24 protein-coding genes and 1 pseudogene are annotated in these 23,203 nt (G+C 65.1%); 12 read left to right on the top strand and 13 right to left on the bottom strand.

Annotated elements, in window-relative coordinates; genetic code table 11:
- Positions 1–61: 61 nt before the first annotated feature.
- Entirely contained in the window at positions 62–2,377 is a 2,316-nt protein-coding gene (locus tag NXY83_RS17295) for a beta-galactosidase (protein WP_258803439.1), read from the bottom strand.
- A gap of 177 nt (positions 2,378–2,554) precedes the next feature.
- On the opposite strand from NXY83_RS17295, the gene NXY83_RS17290 reads away from it, so the two are divergent.
- Entirely contained in the window at positions 2,555–3,163 is a 609-nt protein-coding gene (locus tag NXY83_RS17290; RefSeq protein ID WP_258803438.1) for a DUF1992 domain-containing protein, read from the top strand.
- A gap of 61 nt (positions 3,164–3,224) precedes the next feature.
- On the opposite strand, the gene NXY83_RS17285 is transcribed toward NXY83_RS17290, so the two are convergent.
- Positions 3,225–3,770 (bottom strand): GNAT family N-acetyltransferase, encoded by a 546-nt coding sequence (locus NXY83_RS17285; protein WP_309484145.1) that lies wholly within the window; start codon positions 3,768–3,770, stop codon positions 3,225–3,227.
- 80 nt (positions 3,771–3,850) lie between these two features.
- Here NXY83_RS17285 and NXY83_RS17280 point away from each other — a divergent pair, with 80 nt between their 5' ends.
- Positions 3,851–4,840 (top strand): HNH endonuclease, encoded by a 990-nt coding sequence (locus NXY83_RS17280; RefSeq protein WP_258803436.1) that lies wholly within the window; start codon positions 3,851–3,853, stop codon positions 4,838–4,840.
- Positions 4,841–4,865: 25 nt separating this feature from the next.
- Here the strand turns inward: NXY83_RS17280 and NXY83_RS17275 are convergent, their stop codons facing one another.
- A complete protein-coding gene (locus NXY83_RS17275) occupies positions 4,866–7,034 on the bottom strand; it encodes a transglycosylase domain-containing protein (RefSeq protein ID WP_258803435.1) in 2,169 nt (722 codons plus the stop codon).
- Positions 7,035–7,216: 182 nt separating this feature from the next.
- Between NXY83_RS17275 and NXY83_RS17270 the strand changes: the two genes are divergently transcribed.
- Positions 7,217–7,831, top strand: coding sequence for a PadR family transcriptional regulator (locus NXY83_RS17270; RefSeq protein ID WP_258803434.1), 615 nt, complete (start codon positions 7,217–7,219; stop codon positions 7,829–7,831).
- A 27-nt stretch (positions 7,832–7,858) separates the two neighbouring features.
- Here NXY83_RS17270 and NXY83_RS17265 read toward each other — a convergent pair.
- The 3 genes and pseudogenes from NXY83_RS17265 to NXY83_RS17255 all read right to left on the bottom strand — a co-directional run.
- Positions 7,859–8,397 (bottom strand): annotated as a pseudogene (locus NXY83_RS17265) (ammonium transporter); the annotation flags it as partial.
- Positions 8,398–8,657: 260 nt separating this feature from the next.
- Entirely contained in the window at positions 8,658–9,452 is a 795-nt protein-coding gene (locus tag NXY83_RS17260; protein ID WP_258803433.1) for a carbon-nitrogen hydrolase family protein, read from the bottom strand.
- A gap of 127 nt (positions 9,453–9,579) precedes the next feature.
- Complete coding sequence (locus tag NXY83_RS17255) at positions 9,580–9,816, bottom strand: DUF2630 family protein (protein ID WP_258803432.1); 237 nt, start codon at positions 9,814–9,816, stop codon at positions 9,580–9,582.
- A 93-nt stretch (positions 9,817–9,909) separates the two neighbouring features.
- On the opposite strand from NXY83_RS17255, the gene NXY83_RS17250 reads away from it, so the two are divergent.
- Positions 9,910–10,308 (top strand): hypothetical protein, encoded by a 399-nt coding sequence (locus NXY83_RS17250; protein WP_258803431.1) that lies wholly within the window; start codon positions 9,910–9,912, stop codon positions 10,306–10,308.
- Between the two features lie 37 nt (positions 10,309–10,345).
- Here the strand turns inward: NXY83_RS17250 and NXY83_RS17245 are convergent, their stop codons facing one another.
- Genes NXY83_RS17245 through NXY83_RS17235 form a run of 3 tightly spaced genes read right to left on the bottom strand, consistent with a single transcriptional unit; the run spans position 10,346 to position 11,486 of the window.
- The gene (locus tag NXY83_RS17245; RefSeq protein WP_258803430.1) at positions 10,346–10,684 is read right to left on the bottom strand and encodes a DUF202 domain-containing protein; all 339 of its coding nucleotides are present in this window, start codon (positions 10,682–10,684) and stop codon (positions 10,346–10,348) included.
- 3 nt (positions 10,685–10,687) lie between these two features.
- On the bottom strand, positions 10,688–11,092 hold the full coding sequence (locus tag NXY83_RS17240) for a YidH family protein (RefSeq protein WP_258803429.1): 405 nt from the start codon (positions 11,090–11,092) through the stop codon (positions 10,688–10,690).
- Between the two features lie 55 nt (positions 11,093–11,147).
- On the bottom strand, positions 11,148–11,486 hold the full coding sequence (locus NXY83_RS17235) for a YnfA family protein (protein ID WP_258806315.1): 339 nt from the start codon (positions 11,484–11,486) through the stop codon (positions 11,148–11,150).
- Between the two features lie 75 nt (positions 11,487–11,561).
- Here NXY83_RS17235 and NXY83_RS17230 point away from each other — a divergent pair, with 75 nt between their 5' ends.
- The 5 genes from NXY83_RS17230 (at position 11,562) to NXY83_RS17210 (ending at position 16,445) form a co-directional block, all read left to right on the top strand.
- On the top strand, positions 11,562–12,596 hold the full coding sequence (locus tag NXY83_RS17230; RefSeq protein ID WP_258806313.1) for an LLM class flavin-dependent oxidoreductase: 1,035 nt from the start codon (positions 11,562–11,564) through the stop codon (positions 12,594–12,596).
- 223 nt (positions 12,597–12,819) lie between these two features.
- A complete protein-coding gene (locus NXY83_RS17225; RefSeq protein ID WP_258803428.1) occupies positions 12,820–13,917 on the top strand; it encodes a ferredoxin reductase in 1,098 nt (365 codons plus the stop codon).
- Between the two features lie 13 nt (positions 13,918–13,930).
- The gene (locus tag NXY83_RS17220) at positions 13,931–15,100 is read left to right on the top strand and encodes a fatty acid desaturase family protein (RefSeq protein ID WP_258803427.1); all 1,170 of its coding nucleotides are present in this window, start codon (positions 13,931–13,933) and stop codon (positions 15,098–15,100) included.
- A 210-nt stretch (positions 15,101–15,310) separates the two neighbouring features.
- On the top strand, positions 15,311–15,508 hold the full coding sequence (locus NXY83_RS17215; protein ID WP_258803426.1) for a hypothetical protein: 198 nt from the start codon (positions 15,311–15,313) through the stop codon (positions 15,506–15,508).
- A 100-nt stretch (positions 15,509–15,608) separates the two neighbouring features.
- Complete coding sequence (locus NXY83_RS17210; protein ID WP_258803425.1) at positions 15,609–16,445, top strand: alpha/beta fold hydrolase; 837 nt, start codon at positions 15,609–15,611, stop codon at positions 16,443–16,445.
- Between the two features lie 124 nt (positions 16,446–16,569).
- Here the strand turns inward: NXY83_RS17210 and NXY83_RS17205 are convergent, their stop codons facing one another.
- Together NXY83_RS17205 and NXY83_RS17200 are read right to left on the bottom strand one after the other, a co-directional pair.
- Positions 16,570–16,977, bottom strand: coding sequence for a response regulator transcription factor (locus NXY83_RS17205; protein WP_258803424.1), 408 nt, complete (start codon positions 16,975–16,977; stop codon positions 16,570–16,572).
- Positions 16,978–17,061: 84 nt separating this feature from the next.
- Positions 17,062–17,805: a GAF and ANTAR domain-containing protein gene (locus NXY83_RS17200; protein ID WP_258806312.1), complete on the bottom strand. Its 744-nt coding sequence runs from the start codon at positions 17,803–17,805 to the stop codon at positions 17,062–17,064.
- A gap of 295 nt (positions 17,806–18,100) precedes the next feature.
- On the opposite strand from NXY83_RS17200, the gene NXY83_RS17195 reads away from it, so the two are divergent.
- The 3 genes from NXY83_RS17195 to NXY83_RS17185 all read left to right on the top strand — a co-directional run bounded on the left by NXY83_RS17195 (position 18,101) and on the right by NXY83_RS17185 (position 21,573).
- Positions 18,101–18,688 (top strand): adenylate kinase, encoded by a 588-nt coding sequence (locus NXY83_RS17195; RefSeq protein WP_258803423.1) that lies wholly within the window; start codon positions 18,101–18,103, stop codon positions 18,686–18,688.
- A gap of 33 nt (positions 18,689–18,721) precedes the next feature.
- The gene (locus NXY83_RS17190; RefSeq protein WP_258803422.1) at positions 18,722–19,594 is read left to right on the top strand and encodes an NAD-dependent epimerase/dehydratase family protein; all 873 of its coding nucleotides are present in this window, start codon (positions 18,722–18,724) and stop codon (positions 19,592–19,594) included.
- Between the two features lie 167 nt (positions 19,595–19,761).
- The gene (locus NXY83_RS17185) at positions 19,762–21,573 is read left to right on the top strand and encodes a S8 family serine peptidase (protein WP_258803421.1); all 1,812 of its coding nucleotides are present in this window, start codon (positions 19,762–19,764) and stop codon (positions 21,571–21,573) included.
- Positions 21,574–21,662: 89 nt separating this feature from the next.
- On the opposite strand, the gene NXY83_RS17180 is transcribed toward NXY83_RS17185, so the two are convergent.
- Positions 21,663–21,878 (bottom strand): hypothetical protein, encoded by a 216-nt coding sequence (locus NXY83_RS17180; protein ID WP_258803420.1) that lies wholly within the window; start codon positions 21,876–21,878, stop codon positions 21,663–21,665.
- Between the two features lie 16 nt (positions 21,879–21,894).
- Positions 21,895–23,202 (bottom strand): multiple monosaccharide ABC transporter permease, encoded by a 1,308-nt coding sequence (mmsB, locus tag NXY83_RS17175; protein ID WP_258803419.1) that lies wholly within the window; start codon positions 23,200–23,202, stop codon positions 21,895–21,897.
- Position 23,203: the final 1 nt, after the last annotated feature.

The following is a 23,203-nucleotide window of genomic DNA, read 5'->3' as shown; positions in this document are numbered from 1 at the left end:
AGCAAGCGGAAATGTGGACGACGGCGGGACCTCCCGTCGCCGTCCGCATTCCTTTGGTGCGCTATTCCTTGGGTGCGGTCTGCTCCGTCCTCTCCTGCCATTCGCTCCAGCAGGTCAGCGTCACAGCGTCCAGCACCAGCAGGTCACCGGGCGCCGTTTCCCTCCGCTGCTGTGCTTCCGCGGGCAGCCCCACCTTGGCCTGCGGGGAAAGCGGGAGGATCTGCAGGGCTACCTCGGCGCCGGACCGGATCCCGCAGTCGGAGATATTGAGGAACCACGGCGAGCCGTCCCAGAACCGGTCCGCCACGGGCAGGCCGTCCACCAGGATCCGGGCCACGTCGCCGGCCCACTGGATCCCGAGCTCCGCGTGGGCAGTGGCGAAGACATTGGCAGGGAGCTCCAGGGCATACATCTGTGCCAGTTCGTTGATCACCTCCGGGGCAGGTGCGGAGGCCCGGTTCGCAACTTCTCCGTCTGAAGCGGGAACGGGGAGGGCCTGGCGCACCGGCTGCACTTGGACGCTCCGGGTACCCAGTGGACCCTCCGCCGGCCGGGTCTGCACGGCTCTGAAGGAGCGAGCCACCGGGATGTAGCGGCTCACCTTTGGTTCCCCCTGCGCGCTTCCTGCCAGGCGGCCTGCTCCGTCCAGCCACAGCGGCCCGGTGGAGAGGACCAGATCGCGGCCGTGGCTGGTGTCGAGGACCCAGGTCCGGTCCGCGTCTTCAGCGGGGAGGACGAGGATATCGACGACGGCGGCCCCTGACTGGGCTGTAAGCACTGTCGGTTCGTTGACGGTCAGCCGTTGGGTGCGGCCCGGTACCCAGCCCGCCCCGCTGACCTCGGTGCCCCTGGCGAAACGGAGCTCCACCGGAATGCCGGACCCGGCGGCCAGGACCAAGGTGGGCACAGCATCCGGCGTCCCCGCAGCCGGCTCGAGCACGGTCAACGGGGAGGCAGTGGCCCACTCCAGGATCACGCCGGCCACCTGCAGGTTCACCGGCCAGTGGGCGATGGTTCCCGCCGGCACATCGACGGGAACCTCGGGAAAGGTGACCGGGCCGCCGTCGAGCGTTACCTCAAACTGGGCACCGTGATAGGTGCCAAGCGGGATATGCGGCTGGTGCCAGGTGACGAAAACAAAGCCTGATAATCCGTCACTGCGGAGCGCCCAGCGCAGGGTAGCGGTGTCGTCGATGCCCTCCGGCAGCACCTCGGGCAGGGTGGACGGCATCTCCGCCAGGCGCTCGCCGAAAGCCGCCAGGAATGCGTGCTGTTTCCGCAGGGCTGCAAAGCTGGACGCCAGGCGGCCTGATGCTCCGATCGGGGCATGGAAATCGTAATCGAACCGGGGCAGGTCATTCGGGTAGCCCGTGGCCTGGGACTCCTGCAGCCCGTCAGCCGGGTTCATGCCGCCGGCAAACATGTAATAGCCCTGCCACGCTGAACCGTTGCCGATCTTGTTGTGCGCCACCGCTGCCACATCCAGCCCCCGCGGCCACGGCCGGCGCTGGTAGGCGGTGGCCATGCCGCCCGCGAGCTCGCAGGTGGCAGGCGGGAACAGGGCCGACGGCGTACGTGGCGCAGGTGCCCAGGTGTTGTTTCCGAGATGCTCCCGAAGATCCGCGCCGATGCCGGGATCATCCCAGGCGTGGCTGAAGAAATAGTGCTCGCGGAAGGTGGGGTCCCATGGAGCGCCTGCATCGACCCAGAATCCGTCACCGTAACCGCCGAAGAGGGGAAGGACCTCGCCGCCGGGAAGTTCCGCGCCGCCCCACGCGGTTGCCGTCCAGATGGGCGCGGACAGGCCGGCGTCCCGCGCAAGTTGCTTGAGTTCGGCGATGTGCCCGGGTTGGTTGTACAGCTCATTTTCGAGCTGGATGCCAATAACCTTGCTGCTGCTGCCCGTCAGCCCGTCCAGCTCCTGCCCCAGGTAACCGAACCAGCGCTTCACCAGTTCAAGATAGGCGGGATCATTGGTGCGGTGCTTGACAGGGGCAGCCTGCACCCAGTCCGGGAAGCCGCCGTTCCGGACCTCGCCGTGGCACCAGGGACCGATGCGCAGCACTACGTCCAGTCCTGCCTCCGCACACGTCCGGACGAACGTGGCAACGTCCAGGCCGCCGTGGAAACTGACCTTGCCCTCGGTGCGTTCGTGGTGGATCCAAAAAACGTAGGACGCCACCACCGTGATGCCACCGGCCTTCATCAGCCGCAGCCGCTCTTCCCAGCGCGAGCGGGGAAGCCTGCTGAAATGCAATTCGCCGGAGACTGGAATTCGCGGCTTCCCGCCGTCTCCACGTACCGGTTGGTCACGCGGAACCTTTCGTGCCGGTCCAGCGTGTTGCTCATGGCCGGCGAGGTCAGCGGCGAATCCCATGGCTGGTGAATGGCGCGGAGGGCAGCAGTGGAACTATTGGCCGGGTTGGGCATAGGACCGAGTATTGCATATCCGGGAAGCGCTTTCCGTGGGTGTGTGGGGGCAAGCGTTGAACGGCGCGGAAGGCTTCGAAATACTTGAAGAGAGGCAGCAAACCGAGGTGAGGCGGTGGGTGGAATGAGCAGTGGGCCGGGGGATATCCGGAAGCGGCTGGAGCGGGCCGCCGAGCTCCGTTCCTACCGGGGAGCCGGGATCAGCGCGGAGGAGGAAGCCGCACTCGATGCCCTCGACGAGAAGGAACGCGAGAAGCGCCGCAAGGTGAGCGACGCCGCCCGGGCGGAGTACCTGGTCCGGGATGCCATGGCGCAGGGGAAGTTCGACAACCTCAAATATGCCGGCAAGCCGATTCCGGGCCTGGGTGAGTCGTACGACCCCGACTGGTGGGTCAAGGGCCTTCTCCAGCGGGAAAACATCAGTGGTCTGGGCCCGCCGGCCATCCTGTTGCGGACCGAGGACGCAGAACTGGATGCCAAGATCGATGACCAGTACATGGAGCAGCAGGTCCGGGACATCCTGCAGGACTTCAACCGGCGCGTCGTCGACGCCCGGCGGCAGCTCCAGGGCGGCCCGCCCGTCATCACCAAGACCCGCGACGTGGAGCAGGAGGTGGAGCGCTGGCGCCAGCGCCGCGCCTCCCGAACCGCCGAGGAACAGCCGGAGCCTGAACCGCCGCGCTCGTGGTGGCAGCGGATCTGGAAGGGGACGGACCAGGCCGGCGCTGGCTAGCCGGGCCCCTTACCAGGCGAGCGGACGACGCCGGCGCTTCCCGCCGTCGTCGTCCCGCGTTTCAGGGGTGCACAGGCAGTTCAAAAAGCTCGCAGAGCGTGTTGTAGTAGCGTCCGGTCTGGCCTTGGTGGACCAGCCCGATCCGGGTGCACACGTTCTGTGACGCGGTGTTGGCCGGGGCCGTCACGGCTACCACCTTCGGCAGGCCGCCCTCGAACGCGTATGCCAGGACAGCTGCCGCAGCCTCCGTCGCGTAACCGTGCCCCCAGTGGTCGGGGTGGAAATGCCAGCCGATCTCAGTGTCCCCGGAGGGCTGCAGGGGGAGTGAACCGCCTGAGGCAGGAATGGACTTGAGGAGCAGCGTTCCGGCGAGTTCCCCGCTGGCTCTTACCTGGACCGCCCACACGGCGTGGACGGGGTGATCCATAGCCCGCCACGCGAGGATGCGTTCCTCGGCCTGGGCGCGGTCCGTCATCACCTGCGGCGGGTTCCCGATGAACCGCTGCACCTCCCACCGGGAGTAGAGGTCCAGCACGAAGTCGGCGTCCGCCGGCTCCCACTGCCGGAGGATCAGCCGCTCCGTTTCGAGGGTCTTCACGCGGTTCATTGTGGCAGAGAGCTGCGGTGATCCCCGGTTTTCCACATAGGGTTCTTCGCGGCAGTTTTCCCTGCTGGAAGACTTTGGTTATGGAAGCGGTGGGGGCACTGGCAAGGGCAGGAACAGCGGGAAACCCTGCTGTTCCGTCGGTTGCGGGTGTCCTGGAGGGCCTGTCTGCTGTCCGTGTTTGTGCTGACGGTGCGGGGATGATTGGGCAGTTGCGGGAGCTTGAGGATTTGAAGTCTGCCGCGGCCGCCAAGCAGGCGCAGATCGCTGTGGCCTTTGACCTGTCCCAGCGCCGGGCCCAGGCTGCGGCGGGGGTTCCTGCCGCTGGGCTGGGCGCGGGCGTCGCCGCCCACGCCGCCCTGACCCGGCACGCCGACACCCTCCGCTCCACCGGCGATGAACGCACCAGGGGCCAGATCATGGCCGACGCCCTGGTCGAACGCCTCACCGGAACCCCGGCCGGGATCACCGGCATCGAGATCCAGCTCGTCATGACCGACCGCACCCTCCTCCAGGGCGACAGCAAACCCGCCCGGCTCCCCGGCTACGGCACCGTCCCGGCCCAATGGGCACGGGAAACAGTTCTGAACGGGTCAACGGGCGCCGAAACCGGTCCAGCTGAAAATGCCAGGTTGTCCGTCTGGCTGCGCCGGCTCTACACCGCCCCGGGCACCGGCGAACTCGTCGCAATGGACTCAAAAGCCAGGATCTTCCCGCCCGGGCTCCGCCGGTTCCTCCAGATCCGGGACGACACCTGCCGCACCCCCTACTGCGACGCACCGATCCGGCACCACGACCACATCATCCCCCGGCACAACAACGGCCCAACCACCGCCGGCAACGGCCAAGGACTCTGCGAAGCCTGCAACCACACCAAAGAAAACCCCCGCTGGCATGCAAAACCTCTCTCCGGCGGCCGGCACACGGTCGAAACCCGAACCCCCACCGGCCACACCTACCACTCCACCCCACCGGACACACCTACCACTCCACCCCACCCCCGCTACCCGGGACCGCGCCGCCGTTACCTCTGCCCACGTTGGCCGCGCCCCCTTTGCAGAGGAAACTGGTGATCCGCGAACCGCTGGTGCTCAAAACCTAGGGCTTGGGCGGGTTTGGGCCGATCATCGACGGGGGCGGCCCCGGGAATGGAGCGGCCGGGTAGAGTGGCGCGACATTCACCATGTAGTTGGCCCACTGCGGCCCGGCAATCATGAAGCCGTCCAGCCGGGGGTAGAACGTTCCGTTGATGGTGACGTTCTGGCCGGCCCGCTTCTGGCCCTCAAGTGCGTCTCCGAAGAAGGACGCCGTGGCCAGCCCGGTGGTGTGGCCCACTACCCAGGTTGCACCGTTGTTGTTGGACGTGCCGGTCTTTGCCGCGACAGGTACCTTGTCATGGACCTTAGGGTTGATCCAGACGCCGGACCCAACCTTCATCACATCCTGCAGCACGGAGTTCACACCACGGGCAACTTCAGGCTTCACGGCATCCCGGCATTGCACGGGCGGCACGGGAAGTTTCCCGCCGTTGGCGTCGGTGACGTCCACCAGGGCGACGGGGGTGCAGAAGCGGCCGTCGTTGGCGAAGGTCGCAAAGGCGTTTGCCATGTGCAGCGGCGCCACGTTAGTGGCCCCCAGCAGGTTGCCCAGTTGGTGCATATTGATAGGGGAGCCGTCCAAGCCGTTGTGCAGTCCCACCGCATCCACCATCTTCTGGATCCCGCAGAAATCAAGCTGCGTAGCCGAAGCGAAAGTGGCGGTGTTGATGGAGTTGTACAGGCCGTAGTTGATGGGCATCTTCCGGTAGAAGCCTTCTTCGGCGTTCTGCAGGTCATCGGCAGCACCAAGTTCCGGGTTGTTCTGCGCGGTGCTGTAGGCGCCCAGCACCTTGCCGCAGGTTGACTTCCACGGGAACCCCAGAGGGTACACGCGGCGTGAGGCGTCCACCTCGGCCGTCAGGGGCTTGCCCTCGTTCAGCCACTGGGCAAAGGTGAACGGCTTCATGGTGGATCCAGTCTGGAATCCGCCGGCCCCGTTCAAGTTGTTGCCCTGCGGGTCCTTGGCATCCACATTGAAGTTCAGGTGGGTGTCGAATTTGCCCGGCTCCGGGAGGAACACCGTGTTCTGCGCCATGGCCAGGATCTTGCCGGTTCCAGGCTGCACCGATACCAGGGCTGCGCCCCACCTGTCGGGATTGGGCCCGGCGGTACCGTCCACCTGGGTCTGTGCTGCAGCCTGAAGCCTGCTGTCCAGCGTGGTGACGATAGTGAGCCCGCCGCGGTACAGCTTGCGCTGGCGTTCAGCCTCGTTCGGCCCATATGCGGGGTCGTTGAGGATGAGGTGCGAGATGTAATCGCAGAAGTACGGGGCCATGGTGGCGTTGGCACAGCCTTGCCGCTCAGGGTTGATCTTGAGTTCGACCGGGGTGGCCACTGCCTCGTCGTGCTGGGCTTGGGTGATCTTGTCGATGCGGAGCATCTCACCGAGCACCTGGTCGCGGCGCACGATGGATTTGTCCGGGTTAAGCGCCGGGTTGTAGAACGTGGGGCTGTTCACGAGCCCCGCCAACAGGGCTGCCTGCGGCAGGGTGAGGTCCTTGGCTGTGGTGCTGAAGAAGTAGCGCGCAGCGGCCTCAACACCATAGGCGTCGCTGTTGAAGAAGACGATGTTCAGGTAGCCCTCGAGGATCTGCTCCTTGCTGAACTTCTTCTCCAGGGCAATGGCCAGTTTCATCTCCCGCAGTTTGTCGCCAACGTCCTTCTGTCCGGAAAGGATCACCTCGTCCGGCCGGTCCTGCGAGAGCCGTGCCTCGTTGATCACATTGGTGACGTATTGCTGGGTGATGGTGGAGGCGCCCTGTTTGTCACCCTTGGACAGGTTGGACACCACCGCACGCACGATCCCCTGCGGGTCAATGCCGGCGTGTTCGTAGAACCGGCTGTCTTCGATAGCGATGACCGCGTCCTTGATGTACGGCGACATCTGGTCGAGGGGAATCCTGACCCGGTTCTCGGCATAGAAAGTAGCAATGGGCTGGCCGTCAGCGGTCAGGACTTTGGTGGATTGCGACGGCGGCTGCACGGTCAGTTCCTCGGGCAGCTTTTCGAAGAAGCCGATGGAACTGCTGACTCCGAACCCTGCTGCTGCCACCGCCGGAACCACCAGGCTGGCAGCCAGAACTCCGCACATTACACTCGCGGCCAGGAACCCCAGGAATCGTCCCAGGGCGGCGCCGAAACCGCGCCTGCGCTTCCTTTTCTTCGCCATTCATCAGCCCTCAAGATTGGAGGTGTGAATTGAGAATACGCCGCTGCCCGGTTGATCCCTAGTCCGGAAGGTCATGATTTGATCAAGCTTTTAGCCTTGACCCAAGCGATAGTTAACGATATATCGTAAACTATCGCTGAACGAGTCTGCGTAACCATCATCTTTGAAAGGACGATGCCGGCATGAAAGGCTTTTCTGACCAAAAATTTCCCGGCCCGGAGTTCAATAGGGGCCGGTTCGAGCGGGGAAGAGGCCGCAGGGGCCCGCACGGACACCGCGGAGGCGGCTTTGGGCCCGGTTTTGGCCCTGGTTTTGGCTCGGGGTTCGGGGCCGGCTTTGGTCCCGGATTCGGACGTGGCTCAAGGCGGGCCAATCGCGGTGATGTCCGCGCCGCCATTCTCTCGCTCCTGGCCGAATCACCGTCGAACGGTTACGGGTTGATCAAGACCATTGCCGAAAAGACCGGCGGCGCCTGGCGGCCCAGCCCAGGATCCATCTATCCCACCCTCCAACAACTCGTGGATGAGGATTTGATAACGCCATTGAGCGAAGGCCGCGGCACGGAGTTTGCGCTCAGTGACTCCGGCAGGGCCTACGTGGCCGAGCGCGCCGAGGAGTTGGAAAACGCGTGGAACGCCGGTCCGGACAGCTCCGACCGGGACTTCCACCAGAGCATCGGGAAGTTGATGGGCGTAATCCACCAGTTTCGCAGCGGCGTCACCGAGGAGCAGCGGGCGGCCGCCCTCGAAAAGCTGGATGAGACCAGGCGTGCCCTGTACAAAATCCTGGCGGACTAGGTTTTTGAAACCCGTCAGCGCAGCACGCTATGCGCAGGAGTCTTCCTTGGCATGCGGTGCAGCCGGATCCTTGGCGGTGGCAGCGGCGGTGGTGGCGGGTTCCTTGGCGGTGGCAGGGGCAGCAGTGGCGGGAACAACGGGAGCCGGGACAGGGACAACAACCGGACGGGAGGGGCTAAATCCTGTTCCTGTTTCACCGAAGGAATAGGCGCTCTCAGCATGCTCGGACAGGTCCACGCCGGCCGTCTCAGCCTCGTGGCTGACCCGGAACCCGATGGTCCTGTTGATGTTCCGTCCGATACTAGAGTCCCGAGGCCGGACAGCAACAGGGTGATGACCACCGCCGCGGTCTGGGCGATGAGCTGCTGCACCCCGCCGCCGTAGAAAAGCCCGCCGCCCTGGCCATCCTCGGGGAGGGCGATGAATCCCAGTGCCAGGGTCCCGATGAGGCCGGCTCCCAGGTGGACGCCCAGTACGTCCAGGGAGTCATCCAGTCCAAAGCGGTACTTGAGGTCCACGAAGACGGCACACGCGGCGCCGGCCACCAGGCCCAGGCCGATTGCGGCAGCCGCTGGCCTGGCCAAAGCCCGGTGGGCTGAGTGGGAATCCCTGCGGATCCCCGTGCTGGCCGTCTTTGCCGGAGAGGGGATGTTCCAGCCGGAGCTGAAGGACGAGTTCGTGAGGCGTGGACACAACGTCCGCAGGATGGATCTGCCCGGCGCGTCACACGATGCGCACCTGGATTCGTTTGAAGACTGGGTGCAAGCCCTCCACAGCTTCCTGCGCTCTGCCGGATAAAAAGAGGGAGGCGTGAACCAAAAAGGGCTTAGAACTGGCGGGCGTTAGCCAGCACCGGAAGCTTGGTACGCACTTCCTCCACCAGCGAGGGATCGATGTCCACGACGGCCAGCCCCGGTTTTCCATCCAAGGACGCCAGGGCGGATCCCAGCGGAGAGATGACCGCGCTGTGCCCGATTCCCGTGGGGGCAGATCCGGCCGGTCCCGCCCCTATGGTCTCGGGGTCGCCCTGCCCGCAGGCCACCACGAAAGTGGTGCTGTCAAGTGCGCGTGCCCGGACCAGAAGGTCCCACTGTTCCGCCTTGCCCTCACCTGCGCCCCAGGAAGCACACACAATATTGACCTGCGCACCTGCCTTGGCATTGGCCGTGAAAAGAGCCGGGAACCGGACGTCGTAGCACGTGGCCAGGCCAAAGACCGTCCCGTTGACCTCGAAGGTCACGGGTTTTTCTCCCGCGTCCACGGTTTTCGACTCCGTGAAGCCGAAGGCGTCGAAGAGGTGCACCTTGTCGTAGGACGTGTCCACGCCGGGGCCCGTGACCAGCAGGGTGTTGCGGACCCGCCCGTCCTTCCCGGGAGTGAACATCCCCGCTACGACTGCAATGTCCAGCTCCATGGCGATGCCGCGGACCTTCTCCGCCCACGGGCCGTCAAGCGGTTCCGCGATACCGGTGAGGGAATGGCCGAAAGCGCGCATGGCGGCTTCGGGGAAGACGACGAGCCCGGCGCCGGCCGCCTTGGCCTGCGTGGCGTAGTCCCGGATCAGTTCCAGGTTTGATGCCGGATCTGCGCTGCTGATGATTTGGGCGACTGCAAGACGCATGGAAGAACCCCGCTCTGTTTTATCCATAATGTATCCGGAAATTTCGGCCACGACTGCGTCCAGCCGGCACAACGCGCCCGGTCCCGCGGCCTGGCGGCGGAACCGGGCAGGGATTGCCGGGGTTCAGCTACTGCTTGTAGCTCTCCACCTCGCTGACCGGACGGGCCTCGGCATCGTTGGGGTTCTCTCCGGATTCGGCCTTGGCCCTGCGCTGGCGCAACAGGTCCCAGCATTGGTCCAGGCTTTCCTCCACCTGCTTGAGCCGGGCCTGGTCCGGCACCTGGCCGTCGGCGGGGACTTCGCGGAGCAAATGTTCCTCCTCCACGAGCGCCTGGATGCGCGCCAGAATATCCTGATCGTTCATGGTTTTCCCCTTACTTCAGACCGGTCGGTCTGGTCCCCCTAGGGTACGTAGCAGCCGCTGAAGGCACCACCCCTGCGCTGTACCATCAAGTCCATGCCCACTGTGCTTGATATGGCAGGTCCAATTCTGGAAATGCTGACCTGGTTGTGCCTGCCCGCGGGGCTTGGCCTGCTGTTCTACACAGGATTCCTCCGCCGCTTTGTGCACCCGTGGGCCGTGGCTGAAGCAGTGGTCTACTCCGACACGTCCGGCGTGGGCTTCCGCTGGTTCGACCGGAAATACCAGGTGCACCATGCCCCCATGTCTCCCCATGACATCAAGGACCTGGCCGTGGGGGACACCCTCCCCATCTACTATCACCCCAAGCGCCCCACACAGTGGCAGACGGCCGTGCCGGAGGAAGCGGGCAGGACGGCCTCTGTTCTGGGCCGGACCCTGACCGGCATCGGCGCAGTGGCGCTGTTGGCAGGCTTTGTCCTGCCCATGATTTAGGCCGGGAGGCCACCAGCGCCATGCCGCTGGCCTGCCCCTAGCCTGTAAGGACGACGCCGATTCCCAGGATTCCCAGGGCCACCCCGGCGAAGGCGGTCCACAGCACCGCGGGGATGTCGGCGTCGACGTTTTCCCGGGAGATGCCGCGGGAGCTGGCGCTGTAGCGCCTGCGCTGGGTGAGGTAGATGGCCAGCGCTGCGCATGAGGAAACGGCGAAGAGCAGCAGGATGGGAAGCCCGTGCGCCGGGAGCCAGCGCAGGAAGATGGCGCTTACCGTCGCCAGTGCCATCATGGTCCGGCCCCAGGCCAGGGTGGTCCGCTCCGGCTGCAGGCCGGGATCACTGTGCGGGCCGGCAGGGCGGGGGGAAGGTCCCATGCGTCAGCGCCAGAGGATAAAGACCAGGACGACGGCGGCGGCCAGCGCGCCTGCCCCGGCAAGCAGCGGCACAATGAGCGGCAGCGGCAGGGGCGCCCTGTTGCGCATGCTGCGTTCCACCCGGAGCCACCGCACCGCTGCACCGGCGCTGAGCAGCATGCCGAGCAGCAGGAGGACCACGGCCAGTCCTTTGCGGACCGGCTCCAGGAACAGGTCCGCGGTAAACGCCTCAATGGCGATGCCGCCGGCCAGCAGTGCAAGGGAAGTTCGGATCCAGGCCAGGAATGTGCGCTCGTTGGCCAGGGTGAACCGCGGGTCAGGCTCTTCCCCGCCCGGCAGCAGGAGCTCAGCCAGTTTTCCGCGCGACGGCGGCATGGGTTCCCTGGGCGCTTGCTGGCTGTTCGTCACGGTGCCAGTTTAGTTGGAGCGGCGCTGCCCCTGTTCCGTAGGTCCTTCTCCATTCCTAACTGCCGCTCCGCGGGGCGAACATGATGACTGCCACGCCCAGGAGGCAGATGAGGGATCCGGCCAGATCCCAGCGGTCGGGGCGGAAACCGTCGAAGATCATGCCCCAGGCCAGCGAACCTGCCACAAACACGCCACCATAGGCTGCCAGGATCCGGCCGAAGTGCGCGTCGGGCTGGAGCGTGGCAACGAAGCCGTAAGCGCCCAGGGCAATGACACCCAGCCCGGCCCACCACCAGTCCTTGCCTTCGCGCACGGACTGCCACACCAGCCAGGCACCACCTATTTCCGCCGCTGCCGCCAGCGCGAACAGCAGGACGATTTTGCCGATGGTCAGTGTTTCAACAGGAGTAGCCACGCAGCCATCATGCCAGCCGGGAATGCGGGCAGCGCCACAAAGGTTGGGGCAGGTATGGAGCGCATCGGATTCCTTTCATTCGGCCATTGGGGCCCCGGCCAGGGCTCCCGCACCAGGACCGCCGGCGAAGCACTGCTGCAGGGCATCGAGCTTGCGGTGGCGGCTGAGGAACTGGGGGTGGATGGGGCGTTTTTCCGCGTCCACCACTTCGCCCGCCAGCAGGCCTCCCCGTTCCCGCTGCTCTCCGCCATTGCTGCCCGCACCAGCCGGATCGAAATCGGCACCGGCGTCATCGACATGAGGTACGAAAACCCCCTGTACATGGCTGAAGAAGCCGCAGCAGCTGACCTGATCAGCGGCGGCAGGCTGCAGCTGGGCATCAGCCGCGGATCACCCGAGCCCGCCCGGCAGGGCGCGGCAGCGTTCGGATACGTTCCCCAGCCGGGAGAGACCGACGCCGATATGGCCCGCAGGCACACTGCCCTCTTCCGGAAGGCGATCAGCGGGGCCGGGGTTGCTGAAGCCGATCCGCGGTATGCCGGCGGCGCCACCGGGCTCCTGCCCGTACAGCCCCAGTCACCCGGCCTTGCCGACCGGATCTGGTGGGGAGCCGGGACCCGCAAAACGGCGGTCTGGGCTGCTGAACTGGGCATGAACCTGATGAGTTCCACACTGCTGACCGAGGACACCGGAGTGCCGTTCCATGAACTGCAGGCGGAGCAGATCCAGTTGTTCCGGGACGCCTGGTCCGCTGCCGGGCATGCCCACGTACCCCGGGTTTCGGTCAGCCGCAGCGTACTTCCCATCGTGGATGCCGAGGACAGCCGCTATTTTGCCGGCAGCGCCCTGCGTGACAGCAGGGACCAGGTGGGCATCATCGACGGGCTGACAGCCAGGTTTGGCAAGAGCTACGTCGGTGAGCCGGACCAGCTGGCCGGGCAACTCGCCGCCGATACTGCTGTCCAGGCCGCGGACACCCTGCTTCTGACCGTGCCCAACCAGCTCGGTGTTGAATTCAATGCAAAGCTCCTCGGCACCGTAGTCCACCACGTGGCCCCCGCCCTCGGCTGGAGCCAGTCCCGCCCTTGACCAGCCGTAACGTGTTCGGTCATGAACGAAAAATTGTGCGCCCAGGCATGCACCAGCGATATACTCAGCATGCTTACTGAAATGTGGAGGAATGATCCGGGTACCGCAAGCGTTACTCTTTAAGTGCGGCTTGGGGGCTTAGCGCCCATTTACAGAGTGACTGCGGAACGGTCATATGACGGAGAGAGAGAACTATGGCTCGCGCCGCTCTAGGCTTAATCGCATGATCCGGCTACGACAGCTGGCCCAGGCGGCCTCTGTACTCACGACGCCCTTGGCGCCGGAGGATATCCTCGCCCTGTTCAACCCGGTCTACTCGGCGCGGCAGCTCCGCGGCGTGGTAACGCGCGTGGTGCAGGAAACGGCGCAATCGGCCACTATCTTCTTCCGCCCCGGCCGCGGCTGGCATGCCCACCTGGCAGGGCAGTGGGCGCGCATCGGCGTCGAACTCGACGGCGTCCGCCACTGGCGGTCCTACTCCTTGAGTACTCCGGCCGGTAAGGACCCGGCCATCACAGTCACCGACGTCGGAGCTGTCTCCGGCACGCTGGTGCGCACCACTAAACCCGGCGATGTCCTCTTCCTCGCACCCCCGCAGGGTGATTTCGTACTTCCCGAGCACCCCCGGCCGCTGCTGATGGTGACGGCGGGCAGCGGCATCACCCCGGTGATGTCCATGATCCGCACCCTTGTTCCGCGGCGTCCCGATGCCGACGTCGTGCTGGTCCACTCAGCCCGCACGCCAGGTGACAGCCTCTTCCGCGAGGAACTCGCCGAGCTTGCCGACCAGTTCCCCAACTTCCGGCTCGCCCACTGGTTCACCGGTGAGCAGGGCCGGATGGACCTCACCAACACCACCCAGTTGGACGAGATCTGCCCGGACTGGAAGGAACGCGCGGCCTACGCCTGCGGCCCGGACAGCTTCCTGGACGACGCGGAGGCGCTGTGGAAGCGTGCCGCGCTCACAACGGCAGCGCCGGGTACGGAGATCGCCGTGGCCGGCGGCGCCGGCAACCTCATGATCGAACGCTTCAACACCACGTTCGAGGCCGGCGTCGGGCATGACGGCGGCCTGGTCACCTTTGAAACGTCCGACCGTGAGGTCCAGGCCGACGGCGACACGCCCATTCTGGACGTCGGCGAGGACGCCGGGCTGCTCATGCCCAGCGGCTGCAGGATGGGTATCTGCCACAGTTGCCTTACGCCACTCCTGGCCGGACAAGTCAGGGACCTCCGCACAGGGGAAGTCCACGGCGAACCCGGTCAACTGATCCAAACGTGTGTCTCGGCAGCCGCCGGACCCGTCAACCTCGAAATCTGAGGAGCACCACGGTATGTCTGTAATATCACCCAGCAAGGCCACTCAGTCCGGAAGTGCGAGAACGCGCCCAGGAAAGCTTGCCGAATCCGGCAGCCCCACGGTGCGTCCGCCGGCCGCCGCCCACCTCAGCGACGAGCAGGTAGCCGAACTCGGACGCGAACTCGATGCCATCCGTGACGAGATCCTGGCCAAGCGCGGCGCCGAGGATGCGGCCTACATCCGCCGAATGATCAAGATCCAGCGCGGGCTTGAGATTTCCGGCCGTGCCGCCCTGCTGGTCAGCAAGAACAAGGCTGCCTGGGTCACCGGCACCACCCTCCTGAGCCTGGCCAAGATCCTGGAAAACATGGAACTGGGCCACAACATCCTGCACGGCCAGTGGGACTGGATGCGTGATCCGGACATCCACTCCACCACCTGGGAATGGGACTTCGTCACCCCCTCGCGCTCCTGGCAGCACACCCACAATGACCTGCACCACCGCTGGACCAACGTGGTGGGCAAGGACAACGACGTCGGATACAACCTCCTGCGCATGGACGAGAACCAGCCGTGGAAGCCCATCAACCTGGCCAACCCGCTGTTCAACGCCATCCTCGCTCCCGTCTTCGAGTGGGGCATCGCCATCTACGACCTTGAGCTGACCGAGTACAAGGAAGGCACCAAGTCCAAGGAGGCCCTGCTCAAGGACCTCAAGGCCCTGGGCAAGAAGGTTGTCACCCAGTTCACCAAGGACTACGCCGCCACCCCGGCCGTTGCCATGCTCACCGGTTCCGGCAAGCAGGCGCTCTACGGCACCCTCACTGCCAACGCCGTCCGCAACGTCTGGGCCCACGCCGTCATCTTCTGCGGCCACTTCCCCGAAGGCACCGACACCTTCACTGAGGAAATGGTTGAGGGGGAGACCCGCGGTGACTGGTACGTCCGCCAGATGATTGGCTCGGCCAACATCTCGGGTTCCAAGTTCATGCACCTGATGACCGGAAACCTGTCGCACCAGATCGAGCACCACCTGTTCCCGGACCTGCCCTCCAGCCGGTACGCAGAGGTGGCTCCCAGGGTCCGCGAGATCTGCCAGCGCTACGGCCTGAAGTACACCACAGGGCCGCTGCTGAAGCAGGTGGGCTCCTCCTGGGCCAAGGTCTTCAAGCTGGCCCTCCCGGGCAAGGCCGCCAAGGCCTGATGAAGGACCTATAACCACATAGAAAAGCGCCTCCGGTTCCGGGATCATCCCGGAACCGGAGGCGCTTTTCTTGCCGCCATCCTCCGGACGCTCTCTCACTTTCCGCAGACTTTCCGGCGACGCTCTCTCACTTTCCGACGACCCTCTCGCACTTCCTGCAAATGACGCCGCATAATTGATCCCACAGCCGCCGCGGCCAATGGAGGAATCATGCGGATTCTTGGAGTACTCGTTGTTATCTGGCTGATCATCGGCGGTATTGCCGCTTGGCAGCGGGGCTACTTCGGCGCAGCGCCGGGGAACTGTGCGCAGGCGGGAACCGTAGCGATCACCATCGTCGCAGGTCCCTTGAATTACATGGGAGCCAATCCCCAAATCTCCTGTGAGCTTCCGCAACCGTCCCAGTAGCGGGGGCCTGTGCTCAGCAGCGGACCACCCTAGAGTAGGGAGTGCGCGGGCTCGGCATGTCGTCCGCCCGCTCCGATCAGTCTCGAAAGGAATTGCCGCGATGGCTTTCATTACCGTTGGAAATGAAAACAGCACCGACATCGAGCTCTACTACGAGGACAACGGTTCGGGCCAGCCCGTCGTCCTGATACATGGCTACCCCCTTGACGCGTCCTCCTGGGAAAAGCAGAGCGCCGCCCTCCTGGCGGCCGGGTACCGCGTCATCACCTACGACCGCCGGGGCTTCGGCAAGTCGAGCAAGACAACCGAAGGCTACGACTACGACACCTTCGCTGCCGATCTCAATACCGTACTGACCACGTTGAACCTGAGCGACGTGGTGCTGGTCGGTTTCTCAATGGGCACCGGTGAGGTTGCACGCTACCTGTCCAACTACGGTTCAACCCGCGTGGCCCGGGCTGCCTTCCTCGGGTCCCTGCAACCCTTCCTGCTCAAGACCGACGACAACCCGGACGGTGTCCCGCAGGAGGTCTTCGACGGGCTGACCCAGGCAGTCACGGCAGACCGGTATGCTTTCTTCACCGAGTTCTTCAAGAACTTCTATAATGCGGACACGTTCCTCGGCACCCCCCGCCTCAGCCAGGAGGCCGTCAACGCCAGCTGGAACCTGGCAGCCGGCGCCGGTGCCACGGCTTCTGTGGCTGCCCAGCCCACCTGGCTCACGGACTTCCGGCAAGACATTCCCAAGATCGACGTTCCTGCGCTGATCCTCCACGGCACCGCCGACAACATCCTTCCCATCGATTCCACTGCCAGGCTGTTCGCCAAGGCCCTGCCGGGCGCGGAATACGTGGAAATCGAGGGTGCTCCGCACGGCCTGTTGTGGACCCACGCCGCCGAGGTCAACGAAGCGCTGCTGCGCTTCCTCGCCAAGTAGGGGTCAACAAAAACTTCCGGCGACGGCGGGATTCCGCCGTCGCCGGAAATGCGCGGGCGTTGGGGTTTCGCCTGCAGGATGTGAGAGAGCGTCCAGGGTTACCAGCGGGGGCCGCCGGGCTTACTTAGCAGAAGGACTTGCCGGATGTGTGCGGGGCCTGTGCCCCGTCTCCGGGGCACAGCTGCATGGCCAGCTCCCGGAGCTCCGTGGGGCGGAAGGGCTTGGTGAGGTAGGCCGCGGCTCCTGACGCCACCCCGGCCAGGAGGTCGTCTGGTTCGGACCGGGCCGTCAGGAAAAGCATGGGAGCCGTGGTCAGCTCACGGATGGCCCGGGCCACCACATGCCCGTCCATGTCCGGCAGGCCAAGGTCCAGGGTGACCAGGGCAACGGCGGGATCAGCCGCAGCGGCGATTCCTTCGGCCCCGGTTGAGACTGCCTTTACTTCGAATCCTGCTCGCGACAGGACAACGGTAATGAGTCCCTGGATATCACTGTCGTCTTCCACGACGAGGCAAACACTTTTCTTTTCCATCAAAGCCCCCCGGCCACAGTTGCCTAAGTCTACCGCTGACAGGCTTTTTTGGCCGTGGCACCGTAACAGTGCAGCCGAAACGTGCTAGCCGTCGTAGTGCGTGCGTGCCGGACCCTGGCCCAGGGAGTTCACTACGGCGGCGGCCACATCGTGCAGCTTCGAATTGCGGGTGCTGGACGCTGTCTTCAGGATCTGGAAGGCGTCATGCTGGCTGCACCTGTTCTGGGCCATGATGATGCCCACGGCCATGTCGATGACGGTCCGGGATTCCAGGGTGGCGCGCAGGTTGGCAGCCGTCTCGCTGTAGTGGGCAAAGCGGACTGCCAGCCGCAGGGCGAGGGATGTCTGGCGGACAAAATCCTCTGCGAACTCAAGGACCCGGCTTTCGAAACGCTGCGGGCGGCGCGAGTACAGGACAAGGGCGGCCTTGGTTCCGCCTTCAAGTTCGAAGGGCAGCGCCAGAACGGAGCGGACGCCCTGCGCGAAGACCGCCGAGGAGTATTCGGGCCAGCGGCCGTCGTCCTGCACATCCGGTACATGGACGATCTCCTGGGCCGTGTAGGCCGTCATGCTGGGTGTCTCGCCGAACTCGTACTCGAGCTGGCCGATCGCCTTGGCTTCCGGGCTGCTGCTGGCTACAGTTGCTGCCTTCCGCTGCCGCAACAGTGTGATGGCGCACAGGATCCCGTCTCCGGGCTCGGAGAGGTTGCGCGCGGACACCTGTGCCAGTTCATTAAGGAAGTCCTCAACGTCAGAGCTGTTGAGGACCAATTCGTGCAGGTGCTCGGCAATGGATGTATCGGTTTTTGCTGTTGACTCGCGGGCCACGATATTTTTTGGTGCCATTCGCTCAGGTCAAAACGAGCCGGCAACACACAACCGTCCCGCGGGAGGGCGGGGAGCCGGTGCAGGTCGCTGGATCGACGAACTTTCCAACGGCCTGCTGCTAAACCGATACCCAGAAGTATATACATCCTCGGGCAAGGGAAAGCGTCATAATGAGGCATGCCCGCCAGTCGATTGCTGGCGCCGTCGGAGGGTTAGCGGCAGAATGAAGCAGGCGCCGGGGCTGCCGTCGGCGGACCGGAAAGCAGCGGCTGTTGTGCCGCGGAGGGACAGGAACATGCCGAGACTGCTCATCATTGGTCCGCCCGGCTCGGGCAAGGGAACCCAGGCCGAACACCTTGCCAGCCACTTCAAGGTCCCGGCCGTTTCCACCGGCGACATCTTCCGGAGCAACGTGAGCCAGGAGACCAAACTGGGCGGCCAGGCCGCAGGATACCTCGACGGCGGCGATTTCGTCCCGGACCATCTCACCAACGCCCTGGTGAAGGACCGCCTCCTGGACAGTGACGTCCAGTCCGGTTTCCTGCTGGACGGCTACCCCCGCACCGCGCCCCAGGTGATGGAACTGGACAACATGCTCGCCTCCCAAGGGTTCGCCCTGGACGCCGTCATCGAATTGCGTGCCCCCGATGCCGAACTGGAACAGCGGATGCGCCGGCGCGCGGAGGAACAGGGGCGGGCGGACGACACTGTGGACGTTTTCCGGCGCCGCCTTGACCTCTACCATCGTGAGACCCATGAAGTAGTCTCGGTCTATGCCGGCCGCGGGATCCTCGTCTCCGTGGACGGCAGCGGCGATCCGGGGGAGATCACCGCACTGGCGATCGCCGCCGTCGAAAAGTTCCTTGCCGGCTCCAGCACCTGAGCCTGCGCGTACCTCCAACAGAAGGACATCCTGATGCGAATTGCCGTCACCGGTGGAAGCGGAAAACTGGGCAGGCACGTGGTGCGCCGGCTCATTGATGACGGCCACCAGGTCCTCAACCTTGACCGGGCAGGAACCCGGAGCCCCGGACTCCTGGTGGTGGACCTGCGCAACTACGGCCAGGTGGTGGATGCGTTGCTGGGCGTGGATGACCGGCACAGCGGTTTCGACGCCGTGGTGCACCTGGGTGCCATCCCGGCACCGGGCATCCTTCCGGACGCCGCGACGTTCGAAAACAACATGCTCTCCACCTACAACGTCTTCCAGGCAGCCCGCCGGGCCGGCATCAGGAAAGTGGTGTACGCCTCCAGCGAGACGGTGCTGGGGCTGCCGTTCGACGTCGACCCGCCCTACATTCCGGTGGACGAGGAATATCCCGCCCGGCCGGAGAGCACCTATTCCCTGGTCAAGCACCTGGAAGAGCAGATGGCCGTGGAACTGACCCGCTGGGACCCGCAACTGAGCATTGTTGGGCTGCGGTTCTCAAACGTCATGGATGTGGAGGACTATGCGAAGTTCCCCTCATTTGACTCGGATGCGACGCTCCGGAAATGGAACCTCTGGGGCTATATCGACGGCCGGGACGGGGCCCAGGCAGTGGTGCGGGCACTGGAGCACGGCCGGCCGGGGTTTGAAGCCTTCATCATCGCCAATGCGGACACTGTCATGAGCCGTTCAAGCACCGGCCTCGCCGCCGAGGTGTTTCCCGCGGTGAAAGTCACCAAGGAGCTGGGCGAGCACGAGACCATGCTGTCCATCGACAAAGCCCGGCGCCTGCTGGGCTTCGAGCCTGAGCACAGCTGGCGGAACCACCACCCCGGCACCCCCGTGCACGGAGAAAACTAGGAAACTTTCACCGTCCGCAGGAATCTCCAAGTGTTGACACAGGATCCTGCAAGGACCCGGAATCCGCGCGTTTCCGGCTCCTATCCTTTTGGTACAGCGGTAGTTTCCCCGGCCCTCCGCAGCCCCCTCGCCACATCAAGGACCCCAAAATTCGCGCCTCATTCTTTGTGTTGCCCGCAGCCGCGGCGCTCGCCTCCGCCGCCGCCCTTTCCACCACCGCCGTGTCCGCTTCGGCCGTAGCCCCGGCTGATCCCGGTGCCGCGGGCCGGTACATCGTCCAGTACGCTGCGACTGCCGATGTTGCAGCGGAGGCGGCCGAACTGCGGGGGAAGGGCCTCGCCGTCGGACGTACCTTCACGCACGCGCTCCGCGGCGCCGTCGTTACTGCCAACCCCGCCCAGGCCGCGGCGCTGCTCCGCTCAGGGCGCGCCGTCTCGGTAGAGCCCGACGCGCCCGTCACCGCTTCCGCCACCCAGCAGCCCGCCCCGTGGGGCCTGGACCGGGTGGACCAGCGGCCCCTGCCGCTTTCCGGCTCCTACTCCTGGACCTCATCGGGAGCAGGCGTAAGCGCATACGTGGTGGATACGGGGGTCCTTGCTTCACACACCGACTTTGGCGGCAGGGTGGCAGCGGGCTGGACCGCCGTAGACGACGGCCGGGGCTCCAGCGACTGCAACGGGCACGGCACGCACGTTGCCGGGTCTGTGGCCGGGTCAACCTACGGTGTGGCCAAGGGTGCCACCGTGGTGCCTGTCCGGGTGCTCGACTGCAACGGCTCAGGCTACAACTCCGACGTCGTGGCGGGGCTGGACTGGATCGCAGCGCACCATCCGGCCGGCGTGCCGGCCGTGGCCAACCTCAGCCTGGGCGGGGCCGCGAGCTCTGCCGTGGACACTGCCCTCCAGGCAATCATGAACGACGGCGTCACTGCAGTGGTTGCCGCCGGTAACTCCGCCGTGGACGCGTGCGGCAGTTCCCCGGCCCGCGTTCCGGGGGCGGTCACCGTGGCCGCCAGCGATTCCGCAGACCGGCAGGCATCCTTCTCCAACTTCGGCTCCTGCGTGGACCTCTACGCCCCCGGCGTGGGCATCACATCCACGTACCACACCTCTGCCACCGCCACTGCGTCCATGTCCGGCACCTCGATGGCCGCGCCGCACGCTGCCGGAGCGGCGGCGGTGCTGCTCTCGCAAAACCCGGCACTAACACCTGCCCAGGTAGCGGGCTCCCTGGTATCCAACGCCACGTCCGGAGTCATCACCGGAGCCACCAGCGGGACGCCCAACCGCCTGCTCTATGCGGGTGCTGTGGCTGCCGCGCCTGCCCCTGCTCCGGCGCCTGCCCCCACCGTTACGGCGGTCACTCCCGGAGCCAATGCGACCTCAGTTCCGAGCGGTACTAATGTGACCGCAACCTTCAGCGCTGCCGTTCAGGGCCTGACCACAGGGACCTTCGTACTCAAGAACGCGGCCGGCAGCACCATCCCTGCCAATGTCACCTACAACGCCACTGCCCGGACCGCCACCCTGGACCCCGCCGCAGGCCTGCCCGCGGATGGAACCTATACCGCCACACTGGTGGGTGGAACCTCGGCCATCCGGGATACCGCAGGAACTCCGCTGGCGTCCGTCAGCTGGTCCTTCCTTACCGGCCCGGCGCCCGTCGTTACTGGAACGATCCCCACGAGCAACAAACTGCTGGTCCGCCGCGACAACAACATCAGCGTGACCTTCAGTGAACCGGTCCAAGGAGTCAACGGAACCACCTTCACCGTGAAGAACGCCGCCACCGGTGCCGTTGTACCGGCCGCCGTGTTCCGCTACGGCACCACCAACCAGTGGATCCTTGACCCGCAGCAGTCGCTGGCGGGGAAGACCAGATACACCGTGACGGTGACCGGTGGAGGAACCGCCATCCGCGACCTCGCGGGAAACCAGCTCGCCACCCGTACCTGGCAATTCACCACCGGCTCGTTCTGATCCGGGTTGCCGCCCGCTTGCCGGGCAGCGAAAGGGCGGCCGACGGCGGCAGTTGCCTGCCGCCGTCGACCGCCCAGTTCAGTCCTGCTCTAAGCTCCCGGCGTCCTGTCTTCCAGCGGGATAATTTCGTAGCCGTCCCCGGCGGCTATCATCTGGCGGCCGTGGGCACCGTTGTACCTGAGCCACAGGACAGAAGAATCCGCTGCCACGTCCTCCACTTCGCCGGTCCTCACGAGTCGTCCCTCTGCGCGGAGTTCCACCCATACGCCACGCAGGTGCTGCCAGTCGTCCACTGCTCCGTGCATAGGTTGACCCGTTCCGTCAGATCCGGTCGGCGGTATTCACCGGGACCGGCACGGGCCGCTGTGTGTCTTCTTTCCCTGGTGCTTTTGGATCGCTTGCAGCCGGGGGCGTGGTCCGCAACTTGAAGCGCTTTCCGACGGTGCTTCCGCCTCCATTGGTGCGGTTCTTGTTGAAGATGTCGAAGCCGACGGCGAGAAGGAGGACAAGCCCCTTGATGAGCTGCTGGTAATCGGTGCCGAGGCCCAAAATGGACATGCCGTTGTTCAGTACGCCCATGATGAGGCCGCCGATCATCGCGCCGGCCACGGTTCCGATGCCACCCGTTACAGCTGCCCCGCCGATGAAGGCGGCGGCAATGGAATCGAGTTCGAAGCCTGTGCCGCCCGCGGGCTGCGCCGAGTTCAAGCGGGCGGTGAATACCAGGCCGGCCAAGGCGGCCAGGACGCCCATGTTGACGAAAAGCCGGAAGGTGACGGCCTTGGTCTTGATGCCGGAAAGTTCTGCCGCGTGCAGGTTCCCGCCCACGGCGTAGATGTGGCGGCCGAAGATGCTGTTGTTCATCAACGCGGAGTAGACAATCACCAGGACAGCGAGGACGATCAGTACGATCGGCGTGCCACGGTAGCTGGCGAGCAGGAACGTTATGACGAGCATGAGCAGCGCGATGAAGGCTGTCTTCGTGGCAAACCACGCCATCGGTTCGTTCTCGAGGTCGAACTTTCTGCGGACCCTGCGCTCCTTCAACGACTGGAAGACGATTGCTGCGGTGCCTCCAACGCCCAGGATGACGGTCAGCCATTCCAGCACGGAAGTACCGCCGGTGATGTCGGGGAGGAAGCCGCCGCCCAGGGCGCGCAGCTCGTCCGGGAACGGGGTGATCTGCTGGTTCTTCAGGGTGATGAGGGTGAGTCCGCGGAAGATCAGCATGCCTGCGAGGGTAACGATGAACGCCGGTATGCCCACGTATGCGATCCAATAACCCTGCCAGGCCCCTACCAGCGCGCCCACCAAGAGGCAGGCCGGGATCGCGAGCCACCACGCCCACCCCCATTGGACCATCATGACGCCGGCCACGGCTCCGATGAAGCCGGCAACAGAACCCACCGAAAGGTCGATATGCCCGGCGATGATCACCATCACCATGCCGATTGCCAGGATCAGTATGTAGCTGTTCTGGACCACAAGGTTGGTGACGTTCTGGGGCTGCAGAAGGATTCCGTCGGTGAGCACCTGGAACAGCAGGACAATCAGGATCAGGGCGACGAAGATGCCAACCTGCCGAAGGCGGCTTGTCAGGAAGCCGAGGGATTCTCGTAGGGCGGACATG

Source organism: Pseudarthrobacter sp. NS4 (assembly GCF_024758005.1).
Taxonomy (GTDB): Bacteria; Actinomycetota; Actinomycetes; order Actinomycetales; family Micrococcaceae; genus Arthrobacter.
Note: the sequence above shows the minus strand (reverse complement) of the source record. Positions and strands in the feature narration are given on the sequence as shown.

Excerpts from the sequence above, each read along its gene's own strand:
- NXY83_RS17290 (WP_258803438.1), top strand. The coding sequence starts at position 2,555 with ATGAGCAGTGGGCCGGGGGATATCCGGAAGCGGCTGGAGCGGGCCGCC.
- NXY83_RS17250 (WP_258803431.1), top strand. The coding sequence starts at position 9,910 with ATGCCCACTGTGCTTGATATGGCAGGTCCAATTCTGGAAATGCTGACC.
- NXY83_RS17260 (WP_258803433.1), bottom strand. The coding sequence starts at position 9,452 with ATGCGTCTTGCAGTCGCCCAAATCATCAGCAGCGCAGATCCGGCATCA.
- NXY83_RS17280 (WP_258803436.1), top strand. The coding sequence starts at position 3,851 with ATGGAAGCGGTGGGGGCACTGGCAAGGGCAGGAACAGCGGGAAACCCT.
- NXY83_RS17210 (WP_258803425.1), top strand. The coding sequence starts at position 15,609 with ATGGCTTTCATTACCGTTGGAAATGAAAACAGCACCGACATCGAGCTC.
- NXY83_RS17180 (WP_258803420.1), bottom strand. The coding sequence starts at position 21,878 with ATGCACGGAGCAGTGGACGACTGGCAGCACCTGCGTGGCGTATGGGTG.
- NXY83_RS17295 (WP_258803439.1), bottom strand. The coding sequence starts at position 2,377 with ATGGGATTCGCCGCTGACCTCGCCGGCCATGAGCAACACGCTGGACCG.
- mmsB (WP_258803419.1), bottom strand. The coding sequence starts at position 23,202 with ATGTCCGCCCTACGAGAATCCCTCGGCTTCCTGACAAGCCGCCTTCGG.
- NXY83_RS17220 (WP_258803427.1), top strand. The coding sequence starts at position 13,931 with ATGTCTGTAATATCACCCAGCAAGGCCACTCAGTCCGGAAGTGCGAGA.
- NXY83_RS17270 (WP_258803434.1), top strand. The coding sequence starts at position 7,217 with ATGAAAGGCTTTTCTGACCAAAAATTTCCCGGCCCGGAGTTCAATAGG.
- NXY83_RS17195 (WP_258803423.1), top strand. The coding sequence starts at position 18,101 with ATGCCGAGACTGCTCATCATTGGTCCGCCCGGCTCGGGCAAGGGAACC.
- NXY83_RS17285 (WP_309484145.1), bottom strand. The coding sequence starts at position 3,770 with ATGAACCGCGTGAAGACCCTCGAAACGGAGCGGCTGATCCTCCGGCAG.
- NXY83_RS17225 (WP_258803428.1), top strand. The coding sequence starts at position 12,820 with ATGATCCGGCTACGACAGCTGGCCCAGGCGGCCTCTGTACTCACGACG.
- NXY83_RS17255 (WP_258803432.1), bottom strand. The coding sequence starts at position 9,816 with ATGAACGATCAGGATATTCTGGCGCGCATCCAGGCGCTCGTGGAGGAG.
- NXY83_RS17215 (WP_258803426.1), top strand. The coding sequence starts at position 15,311 with ATGCGGATTCTTGGAGTACTCGTTGTTATCTGGCTGATCATCGGCGGT.
- NXY83_RS17245 (WP_258803430.1), bottom strand. The coding sequence starts at position 10,684 with ATGGGACCTTCCCCCCGCCCTGCCGGCCCGCACAGTGATCCCGGCCTG.
- NXY83_RS17275 (WP_258803435.1), bottom strand. The coding sequence starts at position 7,034 with ATGGCGAAGAAAAGGAAGCGCAGGCGCGGTTTCGGCGCCGCCCTGGGA.
- NXY83_RS17230 (WP_258806313.1), top strand. The coding sequence starts at position 11,562 with ATGGAGCGCATCGGATTCCTTTCATTCGGCCATTGGGGCCCCGGCCAG.
- NXY83_RS17190 (WP_258803422.1), top strand. The coding sequence starts at position 18,722 with ATGCGAATTGCCGTCACCGGTGGAAGCGGAAAACTGGGCAGGCACGTG.
- NXY83_RS17205 (WP_258803424.1), bottom strand. The coding sequence starts at position 16,977 with ATGGAAAAGAAAAGTGTTTGCCTCGTCGTGGAAGACGACAGTGATATC.